Origin of the sequence: Brevibacillus sedimenti, from assembly GCF_020923495.1 — a bacterium.
In the GTDB taxonomy this organism is placed as follows: Bacteria; Bacillota; Bacilli; order Brevibacillales; family Brevibacillaceae; genus Brevibacillus; species Brevibacillus aydinogluensis.
Genome location: NZ_CP064048.1, coordinates 3,106,400 through 3,125,293, shown reverse-complemented (window position 1 = coordinate 3,125,293; position 18,894 = coordinate 3,106,400). Strand labels below are relative to the sequence as shown.

Genomic DNA, 18,894 nt, shown 5'->3' with positions numbered 1-18,894 from the left:
AACGTTCGAGTTGGGAGGAAGGCATATGGAATGCGTGCTGGACGACGTGACGGTTCATTACGTAGAGTACGGTGAGGGATTTCCTGTATTGATGCTGCACGGATTTTCACCTGATCATCGGCTGATGACGGGCTGCATGGAGCCTGTCTTCGCCGACCGTCCGGGCTGGCGGCGGATCTATCTGGACCTCCCGGGGATGGGACGGACCAAAGCAGCGGATTGGATCACAGGATCGGATGAGATGTTGTCGGTCGTCGAGCGGGTGGTGGAGCGGCTGATACCGCACGGAGCGCCGTTTTTGGTCGCGGGAGAATCCTACGGAGGCTATCTCGCCAGAGGGCTGCTCACCCGGCAGGCGCATCGAATGGCCGGTATGCTGCTGATCTGTCCGGCCATTCACGCGGAAAAGGAGAAACGGGACCTGCCCCCGCTTACCGTGCTGGCTCGGGATGAGAAACTGCTGGCCGAACTGACGCCGGAAGAGCGGGAGGAGTTTACCTCCATTGCTGTCGTGCAGGACCGCTGCAGCTGGGAGCGCTTTGAGCGGGAAATCCTCTCCGGCTTACAGATGGCCGACAAGCACTTTCTGAACAAGCTGAAGCAGCGATTCTCGTTTTCCTTTGATGTGGAACCGCTGGTCGGGCGGTATGACAAACCGGTGCTGATCCTGACCGGACGGCAGGATGACTGCACGGGCTACCGGGACGTGTGGACGATCCTGGAGCATTATCCGCGGGCTAGCTTCGTCGTGTTGGATCGCGCGGGCCACAACCTGCAGATCGAGCAAAGCCGGCTGTTTACCGCGCTCGTCCACGAATGGCTGGACCGAGTGGAGGAGGAGCTGCGCAGGGAAAAACGGTAGTCTGCGTCAGTCAGGCAGCCGGTTATGTTCCTATGTCTCCGCTTGTCGTCCGCACGAGTAACAATTTCAGCGTGCAGACACAGGACTCGGCGTACCATCCTGATCAGGAACGTATTTTTCAAATAAATTGAAATCATTTACAAAAGTGAACATTGCGAATATCGCGTTGCTACTGGATTCCCGGCGGAAAAGTTGATAGAATCCCTCTCTATATAGGAGGAGGGAGCTATACTGTGAAACATACGCTGTCCAAAAAGGACATGGTCCTGATCAGTTTTATGCTGTTTTCCATGTTTTTTGGGGCGGGAAATCTCATTTTTCCGCCGTTTCTCGGCCAATCGGCCGGTGAGCAGGTGTGGCTATCCCTCGCAGGCTTTCTGCTGTCGGCGGTAGGGCTGCCGATTCTCGGGGTCGTTGCCATCGCCAAGGCGGGCAGCTTTTTCGCGCTGTCCCAACGCGTGCACCCGGTCTTTGCCTGGCTGTTCCCGCTCTTGATCTACCTGTCGATCGGTCCCGGTCTGGCGATTCCGCGCGCCGGAAGCCTGGCGTTTGAGATGGGAATGGCGCCGTTTCTGCCGGCTGCCTGGTCGACGCAGCCGTGGGGGCTGGCCGTGTACTCCGCCGTCTTCTTCGCGGTGGTCTTCTGGCTGAGCCTGTCCCCGTCCAAACTGGTGGATCGCTTCGGCAAGTTGTTGACCCCGACGCTGTTGGCAATCATTTTGCTCATCTTTGTTAAAAGCCTGCTGTCTCCGATGGGGCCATCGGCGCAGCCTGTCGGGCCGTACGCCGAGCATCCCGCGTTTCAGGGATTTCTCGACGGGTATCTGACCATGGATGCGCTGGCCGCTTTGGTCTTCGGCATCGTCGTGGCCAACACGCTGCGCGCCAAGGGCATCGAGGACAAAGGTCGCCTGTCCGTCTACATGATTGGCGCCGGTCTCGGGGCGGGTGTGCTGTTGGGCGTCATTTACGTGATGCTGGGGATGATTGGTTCCGCCAGTTCGTTCTTGGGCAAAGCGGACAACGGGGCGCAGATTCTGACCAACGTGATGGGCTACCTGTTCGGCGCCAGCGGGAAAGTGCTGCTTGGCGTCGTGTTTACGGTGGCGTGTCTCTGCGTTTCCATCGGACTGGTCACCTCGTGCAGCCAGTACTTCAACAGCCTGCTGCCGCGCCTTTCGTACCGGGCCTGGGTAAGCATCCTCTGTCTCGTCAGCATGACGATCGCCAACCTGGGGTTGACGCAAATTCTCGCGGTCTCCGTACCAATCCTGGGAGCGATCTATCCGGTCGCCATCGTGCTCATCCTTCTGGCGCTGGCCGACCGCGTCATTTCCGCCCGTTCGTTTGTCTACGTGACCACGGTCAGTCTGGTCGCGCTGTTTGGCGTGATTGATCTGATCAATGCGACGGCGGGAAATCACCGCTGGGACACCTGGCTGAATGCGCTGCCGCTGTACGCGCAGGGAGCCGGCTGGGTGATGCCGGCGCTGATCGGGTGCTGCGCCGGCATGGTGCTTGATTTCAGCAGACGAATCCGGGGCGAAAGAAGAGAGGAGCAGCCGTCCTAAGACGGCGATGCAGGGGGGAAGAAGCAGACGATTCTGCTTTTTCCGCCCTGTTTTATATTTCCCGCGTCTTGCGTAAGAAAGCTCGGGATTCATACCGGCAGCATCTCGTGCTTGCGCCCTTGTTATTCTGGAAGATTGTGACTTTTTGCCGGTACGTTCGTAGTAACCAAGGGAAGATTACATAGGAAAACACGGAAGATACGAAAAAGAAAGGATGACGCGAGTGAAGGCAACACCCGTCTCGGCTGGGGAGAGGATCGCCGAACTGGATGTTCTGCGCGGATTTGCCCTGTTTGGCATCTTTTTGGTGAACATGCCCACTTTCCTTATGCCTGACCTGTTTCTCCCAGATGACCGGTTGCCGCTGTCGCATTCGGTGTCGGACGATTGGATTCGGCTGCTGTTCGACATGTTTGTCCAAACCAAGTTTTACACCATCTTTTCATTTTTGTTTGGCGCCGGATTTTACCTGTTCATGAGTCGGGCAGAGCAGAAGGGATATGCGGCCAAACGGTTGTATCTGCGCCGCTTGACCGGGCTGATGCTGTTCGGGCTGGTCCACCTGCTGTTTTTCTGGTATGGGGACATTCTCCACACCTATGCGCTGGCGGGCTTGTGTTTGCTCTGGTTTTTCAACAGATCGGAAACGTCCATACGCAGGGCGGCACTCATTCTGCTGATCGGGTGGAATCTGTTGATGGCGCTGACGCTGTTGATTCCCGGCGAATCTTCGTACAGCGCTGAAACATGGCAGCTTGCACAGGAAACGATCTCCGTGTACAACCAGGCGGGGCTGGCGGAATGGCTGCAGTTCCGCTGGACCCATGAACTGCCGATCGTGCTGCAGAACGATTTGATAAACGTCTTGTCCATCCTGCCGCTGTTTTTGCTGGGATTGTACGCAGCCAAAAAGGGCGTCTTTCATCGTCCCGAACAGCACATGGCGGCCATCAAGCGCGTCTGGCTGTTGGCGCTGGCTGCAAGCGTTCCGCTGGTGGCGATGATTCCGCTTGTCCAATCTGGCGTCGTGGACCTGCCTGCACCGCCCGACATAGCTGGACTGGTGTTTATCGGGTGGAGCGGCCTGGCGCTGTGCGCGTTTTACATCACGTCACTGCTTCTGCTGATGCGGACAGGGCGAGGACGAAAGCTGCTGGCACCACTCGCGCCTGTGGGGCAGATGGCTCTAACCAATTACCTGGCGCAGACCGTTCTGTCGCTTTGCATCGTCCGGTTTTTCCATCTGTACGGGGAGGCGGAGATGTGGCTCGGACTTGTGCTGTGCCTGGTGATTTTTCCGCTGCAGGTGGCGTGGAGCCATTGGTGGCTTGCCCGCTATCGATTCGGACCGCTGGAGTGGCTGTGGCGCTGTTTGACATACGGTATTGTTCCACAGATGAAACGATGAGGCACATTCGCATCGGTCCGCCGCCCGCGCTGCACTTTCAGGCAAGTGCGGCGGATCGGCAGGATGTGAATATCTGTATTTTTTTGAACGGGAGAAAGGGTTGGAAACGAGTCAATGGCCCGAAAAGAACGAATTGTTGAACTGGACGCGTTACGCGCTTTTGCCTTTTTTGCAGTGGTGTATCAGCACGTGATCGGCGTCTACATGCGAAAGCCCGGAGTGGACGAGATGACGGCATTTTTGTACGGAAATCTATTTCACCTGTTCAAGTTTGCCGTTCCGGCTTTCGTCTTTATTACCGGACTGGTGCTGTTTTACAACTACTACGACCGGGTGAACTACCCCGGCTTTATCCGCAAGCGGTTTACCGAGATCGTCGTGCCCTACGCGATCTGGTCGTTGATCTACATGGTGTGGCGCCGAGACGTGACCGGGTGGGACGTCTCGGCGCTCGTCAGCTTCGTGAAATCGTTGGTCGCAGGCACCGCCTCGTACCACCTGTGGTTTGTCGTCATGATCTTTCAGTTTTATCTGCTGTACCCGCTGCTGTTAAAAGGCTTCAAGGCGGCAAAGCAGCGTTTGTCCGGCCGCGCGGCACAGGCGCTCGCCGTCGCAGCGGCGGCTTTCGTGTACGCGGGACTGATGTGGGTGTCGGCACGCTATCTGCCAGCTCATCCGTTCCGTTTTGACGTGGCCTGGCTGGACGCGTATCTGATCACCTGCAGGGACCGCAATTTCCTGTACTATTCCTTTTATTTCCTGATGGGTGGGATGGTCGCGTTGGCACTGCCCGCGTTCCGTTCGTTTCTGCAGCAGCGCTGGCCCTACCTGCTGATTGTGTTTGCCGCTGCCTACGCGTACATCGGGTATGAGCTGGTCAGGGATTCGGGCGGCTATATGGTCAACCTCAACGTGGCCACGTCGCTGAAACCGTCCATGTTTATCTATACGGTGGCCCAACTGCTGCTGATCTACCTGCTGGCCGTCCTCGTGACAAAACGGAACTCGCGCTGGACTGCCTTGTTTGCGATGATCGGCCGGAATTCGTACGGGGCGTACCTGGTTCATGCCCTTGTGCTCACGTACGTGATGAAGGGTTTGAACCTCTGGGATGTCACCTTTAGCAGCATGTTTGGCAGTGTGATCGCGTTTCTGCTCTGTTCAGCGGCTTCGATCGCTCTCTCGTACGGACTGGCAAAACTGCCGTTTGGAGCATTGTTGGTCGGGGCGGCGGAAAAAAAACGGGCCAGCGCGCCGGGACAGGCGGACAAGCAGTGGAAGCAGGCGATGTAAGAGGATGATACGAAAAAGGCTTCTCTACAGGGGAAGCCTTTTTGCATGTGCTCCGTCAGATTGACAATTTCCACGGCGTATCTGTATACTTAGCTGGGTAAAAGTTAGCTAGGTAAATAATTGACGGGAGGAATGTGTCACCGTGTACGGACACAAGGTGAATCAACTGGGCAGGCGTTTTTCCAAGACGCTGAACGAACGACTGACCCCGCTGGGTCTGTTCACGGCCCAGTGGGCTGTCGTCGTGCGGCTGCTGGAAGGGCCGGCCACGCAGACGGAGTTGTGCCAATACCTGTGCGTGGAAGCGCCAACAATGACCCGCACGCTGGCCCGGATGGAGCAGGCAGGATGGATCGAGCGGCACAGCGGTGCGGACAAACGGGAGCGGCGGGTGGCACTTACGGAGAAAGCCCGAGCGATGGCGGACGAGTGGATGCGCGCATCAGACTTCGTCGAAGCGAAAGCCGTGCGGGGAATTTCCGCCGACGAGCTGGCTGTGTTTTCCAGCGTGATAGATCGCATGATGAAGAATTTGAGTGAATCGTAGAAAGAGCCGCAGCAGGCGGCAGGAGATAGGAGAGGAGCAGAGATTGCGATGAAGCGAAAACAGGCAGGGTTGAGGCGTGCGGGGGTTTTCGGCGCCAAGCTGGTGCTGTTTGTCGCCGGTCTGATGGTGCTGGCGCTGGGCGCCGTGTCGTTGATGCGCGCCGCGGTGGGCGTCGCCACCTGGGACGTGCTGCACATCGGGTTGGCCGGGCTGACGGGCTGGTCGATCGGCACGTGGGTGCAGATCGTCGGCATCGCGATGATCGGCATGGCGTGTGTGCTGGACCGTCAGTGGCCGCGTATCGGCAGCGTCGCCAACATCCTTTTGATCGGCTATTTTGTCAACGGATTTCTCGACGCCGGGATCGTGCCGACGTTTTCGGCCTTGTGGGCCCGGTTTGCCCTGTTGCTTGCGGGGATTGTGCTGATGGGGATCGGGTCCGGCATGTACGTGGCTTCCGGCATCGGGGCGGGGCCGCGAGACGGGCTGACGCTGTCCCTGGCTCGGCTGACCGGCCGGTCGATCCGGCTCGTCCGCACCTTTCTGGAAGGGATTGCACTCTTGTGCGGCTGGCTGGCAGGCGGTCCCGTCTCCGTAGGGACGTTTGTCTCCGTGTTCCTGATTGGTCCGGTCATGCAGGCCTCGCTCGGCTTTTGGCGCGGTCAGGTGCAGCGCTGGGAACGCTGGGGCGGGGAGCAGTCGGGACCGCAGGCGATTCCCCGCGTTCAAGGCCAGGCAGAGCGCGCCTCCTGATTGAAAAGCGTCAAAGAAAAAGCGTTTTGGCGATAGAAGCCAAAACGCTTTTTTGCTGGGCGGTGCCGTGCTCTCCACTATTGTTGTCCCTGCAGGTCTTTTACGCCGCTGTACACCAGGTTGAACAGGTCCTCGATCTGTTCCTCCTCGATGCAGGAAAAGGCGATGCGCAGATCGGTGTCGCCCAGAGCGATCGTGCCGACGCCGTATTTCTCCAGCAGGTGCGTGCGGAGCTCTTCTGCGTTGACGGTTTTCAATTTGAGGCACATGAAGTAGCCGGAGTTGAACGGATAGTAGGTCCAGGCGTCGTCAAACCGGCCGCTGTCCAACAGCTCTTTGACGCGGTTGGCCCGGCGCTTCATGATCCCAAATTTTTCCTGCTTTTGCGCCTGGAATTCCGGGGCGTTCAGCGCATGCAAAACAAAGGTCTGCGACGGATGCGGACCGCTGGAGATGGTCGCCCGAATGATGCCGAGCGTTTTCTGTTCCAGTGCGGCCAGTACCGCATCGTTGGCTGCGCCGTACGTGATAAAGCCGACGCGGAATCCCCAGACGTATTCCTCCTTGGTGGCGCCGTCCACCTTTACCGGCAGCACGCGCGGATGCAGGCCGCACAGCTCGGCAAACAGGGATTCTCGCATCGAGTCTTCGAAGAACAGGCTGAAGTACGCGTCATCCGTAACGGCCACGATGTTGATACCGGCTTCGGCCGCTTCCTTCAGTGCGGCAACAATCTGCTTGCCTTCCTCGATGCCCGGCGTGTACCCTGTCGGGTTGTTGGGGAAGTTGAGCACGACGATGGCCTTGCCTTTTTCCTTTTGCGCCAGGATGGCATCGCGGAGGCCGGCTGCGTTAAACTTCATGTCCGCGTTGTAGAGCGGGTAGTAGACCAGTTCTGCTCCACGGCGAATGGAGAAGGTGAGCTCGTAGTTTTCCCAGTTTTTGTCCGGCAGAATGACGGCGTCTCCCGGCCCGGCGAACAGATCAGCGACTACGCTCAGCCCGTGGGTCAGCGCATTGGTGACGATTGGATTGCCAAAGGTTTTATCCGCAAGCGACGGATGTTCCTCGATCATCTTTTTCCGCCATGCCGCACGCAGTTCCGGTTTACCCGCGGGCGGGGCGTACTCGTACAGATCCTTGGGATTGTAGGCGGACAAGGTGCTTTGGATCACGTCCAGATGCATCGGTTGGCCGTTTTCCAAGGCAATTCCAATCGTGGCATTGTATTTGTGCCCTTTTGCCTTGGCTTCGGCAGACTGGCTGAGTATGCCTTCCTTGGGAAAGTAGATGAGCTTGCCCAGGTCGGACAGCATGGCAAAGACGTGCGGATTTTCTCGCTGAAGCGTATCGTTGAGCTTTGCTGCCAATGAATGCATGGTTTCCTCCCTCTTCGTTTCCATCATCAATCATGTTTACCATTAAAGATAGCGCATATAAGTGTGTTTGTCGATTGAAAAAACGGACGGAAGCCGGCGCAGATCAATTGACGGATGTCAGGTGCATTTGTTACGGTGAATACACGACAGTCTCAAACGAGAGGGGAACCGATATGGCAGAACGGCTCATCGTAAAATTGGGCGATCCGATCCTGCGGCAAATCTCGAAGCCAGTGACTGCCGTCACGAAAAACGTGGAAAGAATCTTGAACGACATGGCGGACACCATCTACGCCGACGAGGGCAGGGCAGGCTTGTCCGCAATCCAGATCGGCATACCGAAGCAGCTGGTCGTGATGGACTGCGGTACCGGCCTGGTGGAGCTGATCAACCCGCGGATCGTGGAAAAAAAAGGTGCAGAGATAGGGGCCGAAGGGTGCTTGTCCATTCCCGGCGTGGTCGGCAGAGTGAAACGGGCCACGTACGTGAAGGTAATAACGCTGAACCGGGCGGGCGAAGAAGTGGTCCTCGAAGCGGAAGGCTATTTGGCCCGCTGCATCCAGCACGAAATCGACCATCTGAATGGCATCCTGTACATCGACTACGTCAACGTTCTGTATGATGCCAGCACCGGCAAGCGGCTGAAACCCGAGGCCGCCAATCCGATTCTCGCGCATAAACGCCCATTGATCCGGTATTAGCGGTCTGCCCGGCATTGACGAAACGAGCGATGCAGCTGACGTCGCCGGCAAAAAAGCCGTGCCTCTCATGCGAGAAGCACGGCTTGCTGTTTCCATTGTTCATCGTTTATCCGGTAAATTCCTGCACCCAGTAACCATTGTAGTACGCCACGCCAATTTTCGTGAAGTTCGGATTCAAAATATTGGCGCGATGGCCTTGGCTGTTCATCCATTGCTGCATGACTTCCTGCGGGCTGCGCTGACCCATTGCGATATTTTCGCCGGCCGTTCTGAACGTGATGCCGTATTGTTTCATCATGTCAAACGGAGAACCGTAAGTCGGGCTGGTGTGGCTGAAGTAGCGGTTTTGGTACATGTCGACCGCTTTGTCCATGGCCACTTTGGACAGGGCGCTGTCCAGCGTCAGCGGCTTCAAGCCGGCTTTCGCGCGCTCCTGATTCACCAGGTCGGCCACCTGCTTGGCAAATTGAGAAACGGACGGTGCCGCTTGTTGGGCCGGTGCTTTCGGCTGGGTCACAGCATTGTTGTTGGCGGGAGCTGTCTGATTTTGTGCCGGTTGTTGCACCGGTTTATTAACAATTACCGGTTTCTTCACGATTACCGGCTGCTTGACGGTTACCGGCTGTTTCACAGTAGTCGGTTGTTTCACAATGACCTGGTTGTTCACGGTCCAGATAGGGGTAATGCTCCGTACCTTTTGGTAAAAATCGGAATATTGAACCAATTGTTTTTGGCTGGTGATCGATTGGTACGGGCACGTCGCGGCAAATGCGGACGTGGAAATGCTGGTTACGGCCAATCCCATAGCGATGGCAAGAATCGGCTTGGCAAATCGTTTCATGTGCACATCGTCTCCTTTTCTTCGCCTACGAGGTTAGTTGTCGGGTTAGGATTGAGGAGACAACCCTTTGCCATGCGGCAATTCACCCCATGCAGACCGTCGTCTGCAAAAAAAATCCCCCGCACTTCCACTCTCGGAAGTTTCGGCTTGTTTTTGGCTCGCTTACGAGAATAACAAAGATACCGGAAAAAAGGAACCTTTAAAATATGGAAATGAGATGGAAACGACGGTCACTTAGCGCCCGCCGTGCCCGCTGTTATCGGCCGTATAGCAATCTCGGATTTGCAACCATACTAAATGGGAAACCAACATGGGAGGCGATCAGCGATGGACAAGCAGACAGATGTCAATGTGGAACTGCAGCAGGTGGGCGCGTATCCGACCAAGCAGAAAATGCACCAGCAAAACGTGACGCTGCTGGATGAGAAAGAGCGCGAGACGACACCGACGAAGCAGCCGTCCAGCGAAAATACGCAGGGCTAATCAGGCAATCAGTCCGCGAATTGATACCAACAGGAAGTCATGGTACAAAACGGTTATCCTGCCCAGACGGGATAACCGTTTTTTTATGACGTTCGTGACAAACGGCGCAGGCATGTCGAGGTGCTCTCGGCCATGCTGCCATCATAAAGAACATGTATGGAATTACCAGAATGTTCTTGTTATCAGAAGCATGGATGATATAATGAAAAAGCAGCCATTTTTGGGAGGTGTAGCATGAACGGACAAATCGAATGGCTGCGAAGCAAAAGTCCCGCACTTCGATCAGCAGTCGGCTTCGAGCCGATCACCAATGGGTTTTCGACAGACAGAAAATATCTGGTCCAGATGGTGTCGGAAGAACGGCGAATCCTGCGCATAGCAGACCAGAGCAACTGGGAGCGGAAGCGGTCGGAGTTTCATATTCTCCACGCCCTGCAACCGTTCGGAGCGAGCATTCCGCAGCCGATTGAATACGGGATATCAGAGGACCTGCAGATTTGCTACATCCTGTTGTCCCATATCGACGGAGAGGTCGCCCGGGACATGCTGCCTCTCTGTACGGAAGAAGAACAGTTTTTTATCGGATGGCAGGCGGGTCAAGACCTGAGAAAACTGCACCAGCTTCACGCGCCGTCCGGCATCCCCGCCTGGAATTCGCGAGCCGTTCAAAAACACGCGAGATACCTCGAAGCGTATCGCACTGCTGGCAGTGCCATACCGCACGACGAGAAAATCATGGCGTTTGTGGAAGTAAACAAGGCGTATCTGCGCAAGCGGCCAAACCGGTTCCAGCACGATGATTTCCACGTGGGCAATCTGATCGTAAAGGACAAGCAATATGCCGGGACCATCGATTTCGACCGGTTCGATTGGGGAGATCCCATCTGCGACTTTTGCAAGCTGGCCTTGTTCAGCAGAGAAGTAAGCGTCCCCTTTTGCTTCGGACAGATTATCGGATATTTTTACCCACGCAAGATCCCGCCGGAGTTTTGGACGTTGTACGCGGTATACGTGGCGATGAGTCTGTTCTCCGCCGTGGTCTGGACTGCCCAAATGGGTCATGAGCAGCGTCAGGAGATGCTCGGCAGAGTGCAGCTCATTGCGGAAGATCACCTGTATTTTGAACGCATGGAACCGGTGTGGTTTTCACAAGATCGAGACAAGTGGGAAGCGTTCGCGCAGTCGCATTGTCAACATTGAAGAGGGACACGCAGTCCTGGAAAGGAAGGGGAAGCAAATGGCGGATGTGGCAGTGTTTCAGCAAAACGGATTTCACGCCCGTTTTGATTGGGGGTATGAAGGGGTGAAAGCCTTGGCCCCTGTTTCCGACATCGTGGTGATCGTCGATGTGCTCTCGTTTACGACCTGTGTCGATGTGGTCCTCGCTCGGGGCGGAGTGGTGTATCCATATCGCTATCGGCATGCGTCCGCCTCGGAGTACGCAGCCAGCGTACAGGCCGTATTGGCCGGTAAACGCGGCGAGCCCATCTCGCTGTCTCCCGCTTCGCTCTCTGCGATTGACGAGGGGTGCCGGATCGTACTGCCGTCGCCCAACGGAGCCACGTGCGCCTTTTTGGCAAAGGACAGCGGCGCGATTGTGGTGGCCGGCAGTTTGCGGAATGCCTCGGCGGTGGCCCGGTTCATCCGAAATACAGGGGGCATCGTCACGGTGATCGCCAGCGGAGAGCGGTGGCCGGACGGCAGCCTCCGTCCCGCATTCGAGGACATGGTTGCGGCAGGGGCGATCCTCGGCGAACTTCACGGATACCGGCTGTCACCGGAGGCCCGACTGGCTGTCGCTGCCTTTGACGCCGCCAAGTCGGAGATGTACCCGCTGCTGTGTGAGTCTGCCTCGGGACGGGAGCTGATCGCGGCGGGATTTGCCGAGGATGTGGCGATCGCTTCCGTTTGGAATGCCAGCCAGGTGGTTCCCGTGCTCAATCGCGAAGGGGCATTTGTTTCCGGATATTAAACATTTGTTTAAAAAATTCCTTCGTCTCACTCGCAAACGCTCCTCAATCATGATCTGCATCGTTGTGACAAACACGGACGCAGGGCCTCACTGTGCCATGTGGCCTTGCTCAAATTGATTGAACAATCACATATTTTTAATTATTCGATTACGTCAGAAATGTTGATTTACCAATGTTTTTTTTACTTGCACAATTGTCTTCGCGAAGAAAACATATTACAATACAATTACTTCAGCGCGAAGCAGAAGGAAAATAGTGTACAATTTTTCTCACTATTAGGAATGCTGAATAAAAATGGTACTGTCAAAAAACGGGATACCTGCCGCGTCATCGCGGACGAAAGGAGTGTCCCGCAGCATTCCTGAAAAGACAGCCGGTGTTGGCAGAAAGGAAAGAGGGAGCGACTAGTGGCGAACAAGGAATTGAAGCGGGGCCTGCAAGCGCGTCATATTCAAATGATCGCGTTGGGCGGAACAATCGGAGTTGGTTTATTCATGGGCTCGGCGAGCACGATCAAATGGACAGGCCCGTCCGTGATGCTCGCGTACGCAATTGTCGGGATTTTTATCTTTTTCATCATGCGTGCAATGGGGGAAATGCTGTACCTGGAGCCCAGCACGGGATCATTTGCGACCTTTGGACACAAGTACATCCATCCCCTGGCAGGTTATGTGACGGCCTGGAGCAACTGGTTTCAGTGGGTCGTCGTCGGGATGTCGGAAATCATCGCCGTCGGGACGTACATGAAATACTGGTTCCCGGATTTGCCCGCCTGGATACCAGGGTTGATCGCGATGCTGATCCTCGGTGCGGCAAACCTGTTCTCCGTGAAATCGTTTGGTGAATTTGAGTATTGGTTTGCCATGATCAAGATTGTGACCATTGTCTTGATGATCGTTGCCGGGTTTGGACTGATTTTCTTCGGTTTTGGCAACGGAGGAAACGCCATCGGGTTGTCTAACCTGTGGGAACACGGCGGATTCTTCGCAGGCGGCTGGACAGGCTTTTTCTTTGCGCTCTCGCTGGTGATCGGGGCTTATCAAGGGGTGGAGCTCATCGGGATTACCGCCGGTGAGGCAAAAGATCCGCGCAAAACGCTGACAAGTGCGATTCAAAGTATCATTTGGCGGATTCTGATCTTCTACATTGGTGCGATCTTTGTAATTGTAACCGTTTACCCGTGGGATCAACTGCAGTCGATCGGCAGCCCGTTCGTGGCAACCTTCGCGAAAATCGGGATTACGGCCGCAGCAGGGTTCATCAACTTTGTCGTCATCACTGCCGCCATGTCTGGCTGCAACAGCGGCATCTACAGTGCGGGTCGCATGCTGTACACGCTGGGGGTAAATGGACAAGCGCCGAAATTCTTTACCAAGCTGACCCACAACGGCGTGCCGCTGCTCGGAACGCTCGGCGTTCTCGTAGGGCTGGCCGTAGGTGTTGTCTTGAACTACCTGGCACCGGAAAATCTGTTTGTCTATGTATACAGTGCCAGTGTGCTGCCCGGCATGGTTCCGTGGTTTGTGATTCTGATCAGTCAAATCCGCTTCCGTAAGGCAAAAGGCGCCGAGATGGCACAGCATCCGTTCAAAATGCCGTTTGCACCGGTATCCAACTATCTGACGATTGCCTTCCTGCTCATGGTGCTGGTAGGGATGTGGATCAATCAAGAGACGCGCATCTCTCTTGTGGCGGGGCTGGTCTTCCTGGCTATTGTCGTGATCAGTTACTTTGCGTTTGGAGTGGGCAAGGCCAAAACCACGACGCAGGCGGAAGCCCATGAGGAAATCGCGTAAGAACGGATATGCGGTTAACGAAAAACGAAAAATCGATCTGTAAAGAGGGACATGTAAAAATGTCCCTCTTTTTTATGTTTATGCTCGCAATCAAAAAATAACTTGACTAAATAACTTAACCAGGGTTAACCTTTTAACTAAAGTCAAAAGATCAAGTGGAGGGATTAGCAAATATCCGGATTGCAGGAAAAGATACAACCGGAAGCTATCGGAAAAGGAGGGCAGAACCAACTGATGGGTAAAAAGGTGCCACTGCGTGAGCTCAAAAAGGCGAAGTCGAAAATTGCGCTCTTTCAGGCAAGTCTCGATCTGATCGGCAAAAAGTCGTTTAAAGACGTGAAGGTGGAAGACGTATGCGAAAAAGCGGAAGTCTCGAAGGTCACTTTTTTTAAATTTTTTCCGCAAAAAGAAGACGTACTGATTTACTTCATGTGCTTGTGGCTTACGGAGCGTATGATCGAACTCAAGCTGCATCCGAAACGGGGAATCGAGGCGATCCGTCATCTGTTTCAACACGTTGCCGCAGACGCCAGGGAAAGGCCGGGACTGATGCTGAGCTTGATCGGGTTTATGACGGAAGTAAACATGCACCCCCATATGCCGACCCTCAGTGAAGCGGAAATCCAGATTCTGTATCCCGACAAAGAAACGCTTGTTGACGCGGAAGCGCCCAATCTTGGTGCGTTGTTTACTCAGTTTATCGAGGAAGCGAAGGAAGACGGGGACATACCGGACCACCTGCCGACGGATGACCTGGTGAAAGCCACGTTCACCATTTTCTACGGCGCTTATCTTACCGCGCATCTATACAACTCTGATCAATTTATGGAGTTTTATGACCTGCATTTGCAACTATTTCTGTCAAACGGAGTGAACAGGTGAAGATGAGAAAAATAAGGATGCGAGTCGCGTCTGTACTGGCTTTGGTCGTTTCCGCGTATGCGATTGTGCAGTTTGTCGTGTTCAACCCGAAAAGCGCCGGGCTGGTACAGCTGCATTTGTTGGATAAAGAGTTTCCTTATACACAGTGGGTCAATTTCCTGTATCTGCATGCCGTCGGATCGGCGATCGCTCTGGCCGTCGGGCCGTTGTTGTTCAGCACGCGGCTTCAGACAAAACACCTGCGCCTGCATCGCCAGTTGGGCAAACTGTATGTATTGTCGATCGGGGTTGGAGGGGTCTCCGGCATCTACCTGGCCTTTGAGGCACTCGGAGGGGTGATGAGTCAAGCGGGATTCCTGGCGTTGGACGTGGTCTGGCTGGCGGCCACCTATCTCGGGTACAAACGGATTCGTCAAAAGCAGGTCGAGCAGCATCGGGAATGGATGCTGCGCAGCTACGCGCTGACGTTTGCAGGCGTCACGCTGCGGTTCTGGCTCGGTTTGCTGGGGATGCTGACCATCCCGGTTGAAAGCCTCTCACAATCCGACTTGCTGTTGGGTGACTTTAACCGCATCTACCGGATTGACGCCTGGTTGTGCTGGGTCCCCAACCTGATCGCTGCCGAATGGCTGATCCGCAGGCGGCGCAAAAGCGGAGCCCAAGCGCGCTTTCCGCTTGCCGACTGACATGCGGCACTCCGATTTTCCTGTACGAAAAACAAGGATTGGATGGAAATGGGGCAGTCGTGTTTTTTGTTCATGCAGGGTATGCTATGTGTCATATACAATAAAATCCAGTAGGAAAGGGGTTGTTCCCCATGACAACGCACCGCAAACCCAATCAATTGGCCAAAGAAAAATCACCGTATTTGCTTCAGCATGCCTACAACCCCGTTGATTGGTATCCGTGGGGAGAAGAAGCGTTCACCAAAGCCAAACAGGAAGACAAACCCATCTTCCTCAGCATCGGCTACTCCACCTGTCACTGGTGTCACGTGATGGAACGCGAATCGTTTGAAGACGAAGAAGTGGCCGCGCTGCTGAACGAAAAGTTTGTCGCCATCAAAGTGGATCGGGAAGAGCGGCCGGATGTTGACCACATCTACATGACGGTCTGCCAGGCGATGACCGGACAGGGCGGATGGCCGCTGACCATTGTGATGACGCCGGAGAAAAAGCCGTTTTTTGCCGGGACGTATTTTCCCAAGTCGGCCAAGTGGGGACGGCCGGGCGTGATGGACATTCTGCGGCAGCTTTCCGAGGTCTGGGAGAATGACCGGGGACGGATCGACCGCAGTGTGGACCACATTTACAACACACTGGCGCCGCAGATGGCCCGGACCGCTCCGGGGACGCTGAGCCGGGAGACGTTTGGGAAAGCGTTGGAGCTGTACAAACAGCAGTTTGACGACATCTACGGGGGCTTTGGCGAAGCGCCCAAGTTTCCCACGCCGCACAACCTCATTTTCCTGCTGCGCCACGCCAAGGCGGCGGGTGAGACGGAGGCGCTGCAGATGGCGGAAACCACCTTGGAGCACATGCACCGCGGCGGCATTTACGACCACGTGGGATTCGGATTCGCCCGCTACTCCGTAGATCAAAAGTGGCTGGTGCCGCACTTTGAAAAGATGCTCTACGACAACGCGCTTTTGGCCTACGCGTATCTGGAGGCGTACCAGGCCACCGGCAAACGCGACTACGCCCGCGTCGCCCGCGACATTTTCACCTACGTCCTGCGCGACATGACCGACCCGGACGGAGGCTTTTATTCGGCGGAAGACGCCGATTCGGAAGGAGAAGAAGGCAAATTCTACATCTGGACGCCGTGGGAAGTGCGCGATGTGCTGGGTGATGAACTGGGGCAGCTATACTGCGAGACGTATGACATCACGGAACACGGCAATTTTGAAGGACGCAGCATCCCCAATCTGATCGGGACCGATCTGGATGCGTTCGCCCGCCGCCGGGGAATGACTGTTGAGGAATTGACGCAGCGATTGGAAGAAGCGCGCCAGAAGCTGTTTGCCCGACGGAAACAGCGGACTCATCCGGGAAAGGACGACAAGATTCTGACGTCCTGGAACGGCTTGATGATCGCGGCGCTGGCCAAAGGGGGGCTGGTGCTGGAAGAGCCCGCATATCTGGAGGCGGCGGAGCGGGCATGTGAGTTTATCGAGAGCAAACTGCGCGACGCCAACGGCCGTCTGCTGGCTCGCTACCGCGACGGAGAAGCGGCGTATCTCGGCTACGTGGACGACTACGCTTTTCTCATCTGGGGGCTTACGGAATTGTATGAGGCCGGACAGGAGCCGCAGCACCTCAAGCGGGCGCTGGAGCTGGCCGATGATCTGCTCCGCCTGTTCTGGGATGAAGAAAACGGCGGACTGTTCTTCTACGGCAGTGACGGCGAACAGCTCATCGCCCGACCCAAAGAAATATACGATGGCGCGACTCCTTCCGGCAACGGCGTCGCCGCCTACACCTTCCTGCGGCTGTTCTACCTGACGGGACGAAGCGATTTGCGCGACAAGGCGGAGCACCTGTTGACGTCATTTGCGGGGAGCATCAATCAGTACCCATCGGGTACAGCTTTTCCCTCTTGGCGATGCAGCTGCTCCTGCATCCGGTGCGGCAGGTGGTTATCGCGGGCCCAAGAGACGATGAGCGAACGCAGGCGTTTCTCCAGGAGACGCGCAGCGGTTACGCCCCGTTCACAGTGACTGTGCTGCACGATCCGACCGAAGAGCTGGGCAGCATGGCTGAAGTGGTCCGGGACAAAGTGATGCAGGGAGGCGAAGTGACGGCCTACATCTGCGAAAACTTCGCCTGCCGCGCGCCGATTACCGATCGGGAACAGTTCCAAGCAGAGCTGGAGCAGACGCGCGCGTGAGGGACCATTCCTGAAAACGAAGAAGAATCGACGTCTACCACATATTACCATATAAAGAAGCCTCGCCGACTGGCTGAGGCTTCTTTTTTCTCCTATTCAAATCAGAAACATGGCCACCAGCGTGGTCACCAGCAGGCCGATCACGACCGGGTAGAGATTGCGCCGCGCCAATTCGAACGGATCGACTCCGCAGATGGCGGCAGCCGGAAGCAGCGCCCACGGGATAATCGTGCCGCCGCCCACCCAGATGGCGGCGATTTGCCCGAGTGCTGTCAGCGTCGCTTCTCCGCTTCCCAGTGCGGTCGCAAACAGTTGGGCAAGGGAACCGGCCAGCGTGATCCCGGAGAACCCTGAGCCATCCAATCCTGTGATGACGCCGATCGTCGTCAGGGCGAGAGCGGCCACCTCCTTGCCAATCGGGATGGTGTGGGCGAGAGCGACGCCCAGATCGTTGACGATCCCATGGGAACCGTTCGGCAGCATCTCGCCAAACACGCTGACGAAGCCGCTGTCACCCATGTAGAAAAACGCAGCGATGGGGATGACGGGACCAAATACGCGAAATCCGAATTGGAATCCTTGGATCAGGTGAGCGGTTACCTGTTCCAGACCAGCCTGTCTGTGGGCCAGCACGGTGACCATTAACAGGATCAACAGCGCGGTGCCGCCGACCAATGCGGTGGCGTCGCCTCCTCTCAGATCCAGCGCGAACATGGCCACGACATCCAATAGAAACAACAGGGGAACCAGCGTCGCCAGCCCGCTGCGCAGCACGGGCGAAAGCCGGACAGGTGCGGTGTCGCGAGGCGCGGAGAGTATGGCTGATGCTTCCGGATCGACGCGAAGTGCTCCGCTTTTCATGTCTTTATTCAGGTACCAAAACGCGGTCAGAGTGGTAACCGTCCCCATCACGATGACCAGCGGCACGCTGGCGGTCATCACTTCGGCGACGGGAAGGCCGGCCGCCTTTGCGGTGAGCGTGGGTGCACCCTGGATGATAAAGTCACCGGACAGGGCGATGCCGTGACCAAACAGGTTCATCGCGACGGCTGCGCCGACAGCGGGCAGCCCCACACGGAGAGCGACAGGCAGCATCACCGCGCCGATCAGCGCCACAGCTGGCGAAGGCCAGAAGAACCAGGACATGATCATCATGACAATGCCAATCACCCAGTATGCCAGCGCCGGCGTCCGCACCAGCGAGGCCAGCGGCCGGATCATCGTTTCGTTGATGCCCGTCTCGGTCAGCACGCGGCTCATCGCTACGATGATGCAGATGACCAGAATCGTCGGCAGCAGTTCCGTTATCGCGTATATGAAGCTGCCGAACACGCCACCCACCGCCGCCGATATTGAACCGGTAGCCGTCAGGCCGAGCGCGGCGATCCCGGCGATGCAGATGAGACTGGTATCGCGGCGGTGCACCATGGTGGCGATAATGCCGATTACGAACAGGACGTACACCCCGTGGAGCCAGGACAGTTCAACACCCATGCCCATCCCTCCTTCTCGTGTG

Annotated in this window: 16 protein-coding genes, 1 pseudogene and 1 riboswitch; of the genes and pseudogenes, 14 read left to right on the top strand and 3 right to left on the bottom strand. The window is 56.2% G+C overall.

The genetic code is table 11. The features are described 5' to 3' along the window. Nucleotides 1-25: 25 nt before the first annotated feature. The 6 genes from IRT44_RS15320 (at nt 26) to IRT44_RS15295 (ending at nt 6,434) form a co-directional block, all read left to right on the top strand. Nucleotides 26-862, top strand: coding sequence for an alpha/beta fold hydrolase (locus IRT44_RS15320; RefSeq protein ID WP_171564824.1), 837 nt, complete (start codon nt 26-28; stop codon nt 860-862). Between the two features lie 260 nt (nt 863-1,122). Next, complete coding sequence (gene brnQ / locus IRT44_RS15315; RefSeq protein ID WP_171565017.1) at nt 1,123-2,433, top strand: branched-chain amino acid transport system II carrier protein; 1,311 nt, start codon at nt 1,123-1,125, stop codon at nt 2,431-2,433. Between the two features lie 214 nt (nt 2,434-2,647). After that, entirely contained in the window at nt 2,648-3,841 is a 1,194-nt protein-coding gene (locus IRT44_RS15310; protein ID WP_216369281.1) for a DUF418 domain-containing protein, read from the top strand. Between the two features lie 114 nt (nt 3,842-3,955). After that, a complete protein-coding gene (locus IRT44_RS15305; protein WP_230076931.1) occupies nt 3,956-5,134 on the top strand; it encodes an acyltransferase in 1,179 nt (392 codons plus the stop codon). Nucleotides 5,135-5,276: 142 nt separating this feature from the next. Continuing rightward, complete coding sequence (locus IRT44_RS15300) at nt 5,277-5,681, top strand: MarR family winged helix-turn-helix transcriptional regulator (RefSeq protein ID WP_171564827.1); 405 nt, start codon at nt 5,277-5,279, stop codon at nt 5,679-5,681. Between the two features lie 48 nt (nt 5,682-5,729). Beyond that, nucleotides 5,730-6,434 carry a YczE/YyaS/YitT family protein gene (locus IRT44_RS15295; RefSeq protein ID WP_212131954.1) on the top strand — a complete coding sequence of 235 codons (705 nt, stop codon included), beginning with the start codon at nt 5,730-5,732 and terminating at the stop codon, nt 6,432-6,434. A 77-nt stretch (nt 6,435-6,511) separates the two neighbouring features. Here the strand turns inward: IRT44_RS15295 and IRT44_RS15290 are convergent, their stop codons facing one another. Next, a complete protein-coding gene (locus IRT44_RS15290) occupies nt 6,512-7,813 on the bottom strand; it encodes an aminotransferase class I/II-fold pyridoxal phosphate-dependent enzyme (RefSeq protein ID WP_230076930.1) in 1,302 nt (433 codons plus the stop codon). 173 nt (nt 7,814-7,986) lie between these two features. Here IRT44_RS15290 and def point away from each other — a divergent pair, with 173 nt between their 5' ends. Beyond that, nucleotides 7,987-8,514: a peptide deformylase gene (def, locus tag IRT44_RS15285; RefSeq protein WP_171564829.1), complete on the top strand. Its 528-nt coding sequence runs from the start codon at nt 7,987-7,989 to the stop codon at nt 8,512-8,514. Nucleotides 8,515-8,620: 106 nt separating this feature from the next. Here the strand turns inward: def and IRT44_RS15280 are convergent, their stop codons facing one another. Beyond that, a complete protein-coding gene (locus tag IRT44_RS15280; RefSeq protein WP_171564830.1) occupies nt 8,621-9,355 on the bottom strand; it encodes a CAP domain-containing protein in 735 nt (244 codons plus the stop codon). A 7-nt stretch (nt 9,356-9,362) separates the two neighbouring features. Continuing rightward, nucleotides 9,363-9,513, bottom strand: a riboswitch (cyclic di-AMP (ydaO/yuaA leader). 169 nt (nt 9,514-9,682) lie between these two features. Here IRT44_RS15280 and IRT44_RS15275 point away from each other — a divergent pair. The 7 genes and pseudogenes from IRT44_RS15275 (at nt 9,683) to IRT44_RS15245 (ending at nt 17,378) form a co-directional block, all read left to right on the top strand. Beyond that, complete coding sequence (locus IRT44_RS15275) at nt 9,683-9,838, top strand: hypothetical protein (protein WP_171564831.1); 156 nt, start codon at nt 9,683-9,685, stop codon at nt 9,836-9,838. Nucleotides 9,839-10,072: 234 nt separating this feature from the next. Next, nucleotides 10,073-11,038 (top strand): phosphotransferase, encoded by a 966-nt coding sequence (locus IRT44_RS15270; RefSeq protein WP_171564832.1) that lies wholly within the window; start codon nt 10,073-10,075, stop codon nt 11,036-11,038. 37 nt (nt 11,039-11,075) lie between these two features. Next, a complete protein-coding gene (locus tag IRT44_RS15265) occupies nt 11,076-11,810 on the top strand; it encodes a 2-phosphosulfolactate phosphatase (RefSeq protein ID WP_171564833.1) in 735 nt (244 codons plus the stop codon). Nucleotides 11,811-12,218: 408 nt separating this feature from the next. Next, nucleotides 12,219-13,607, top strand: a complete 1,389-nt coding sequence (locus tag IRT44_RS15260; protein ID WP_171564834.1) for an amino acid permease — start codon at nt 12,219-12,221, stop codon at nt 13,605-13,607. Between the two features lie 234 nt (nt 13,608-13,841). Continuing rightward, a complete protein-coding gene (locus tag IRT44_RS15255; RefSeq protein WP_230076929.1) occupies nt 13,842-14,489 on the top strand; it encodes a TetR/AcrR family transcriptional regulator in 648 nt (215 codons plus the stop codon). 17 nt (nt 14,490-14,506) lie between these two features. Further along, entirely contained in the window at nt 14,507-15,175 is a 669-nt protein-coding gene (locus IRT44_RS15250) for a DUF2306 domain-containing protein (RefSeq protein WP_230076928.1), read from the top strand. A gap of 131 nt (nt 15,176-15,306) precedes the next feature. Beyond that, a pseudogene (locus IRT44_RS15245) lies at nt 15,307-17,378 on the top strand (thioredoxin domain-containing protein). A gap of 96 nt (nt 17,379-17,474) precedes the next feature. Here the strand turns inward: IRT44_RS15245 and IRT44_RS15240 are convergent. Continuing rightward, entirely contained in the window at nt 17,475-18,872 is a 1,398-nt protein-coding gene (locus IRT44_RS15240) for a hypothetical protein (RefSeq protein ID WP_230076927.1), read from the bottom strand. Between the last annotated feature and the right edge of the window lie 22 nt (nt 18,873-18,894).

Coding starts and splice junctions, on each gene's coding strand:
- IRT44_RS15320 (WP_171564824.1), top strand. CDS start 26: ATGGAATGCGTGCTGGACGACGTGACGGTTCATTACGTAGAGTACGGT.
- brnQ (WP_171565017.1), top strand. CDS start 1,123: ATGGTCCTGATCAGTTTTATGCTGTTTTCCATGTTTTTTGGGGCGGGA.
- IRT44_RS15310 (WP_216369281.1), top strand. CDS start 2,648: ATGACGCGAGTGAAGGCAACACCCGTCTCGGCTGGGGAGAGGATCGCC.
- IRT44_RS15305 (WP_230076931.1), top strand. CDS start 3,956: ATGGCCCGAAAAGAACGAATTGTTGAACTGGACGCGTTACGCGCTTTT.
- IRT44_RS15295 (WP_212131954.1), top strand. CDS start 5,730: ATGAAGCGAAAACAGGCAGGGTTGAGGCGTGCGGGGGTTTTCGGCGCC.
- IRT44_RS15290 (WP_230076930.1), bottom strand. CDS start 7,813: ATGCATTCATTGGCAGCAAAGCTCAACGATACGCTTCAGCGAGAAAAT.
- def (WP_171564829.1), top strand. CDS start 7,987: ATGGCAGAACGGCTCATCGTAAAATTGGGCGATCCGATCCTGCGGCAA.
- IRT44_RS15280 (WP_171564830.1), bottom strand. CDS start 9,355: ATGAAACGATTTGCCAAGCCGATTCTTGCCATCGCTATGGGATTGGCC.
- IRT44_RS15275 (WP_171564831.1), top strand. CDS start 9,683: ATGGACAAGCAGACAGATGTCAATGTGGAACTGCAGCAGGTGGGCGCG.
- IRT44_RS15270 (WP_171564832.1), top strand. CDS start 10,073: ATGAACGGACAAATCGAATGGCTGCGAAGCAAAAGTCCCGCACTTCGA.
- IRT44_RS15265 (WP_171564833.1), top strand. CDS start 11,076: ATGGCGGATGTGGCAGTGTTTCAGCAAAACGGATTTCACGCCCGTTTT.
- IRT44_RS15255 (WP_230076929.1), top strand. CDS start 13,842: ATGGGTAAAAAGGTGCCACTGCGTGAGCTCAAAAAGGCGAAGTCGAAA.
- IRT44_RS15250 (WP_230076928.1), top strand. CDS start 14,507: ATGCGAGTCGCGTCTGTACTGGCTTTGGTCGTTTCCGCGTATGCGATT.
- IRT44_RS15240 (WP_230076927.1), bottom strand. CDS start 18,872: ATGGGTGTTGAACTGTCCTGGCTCCACGGGGTGTACGTCCTGTTCGTA.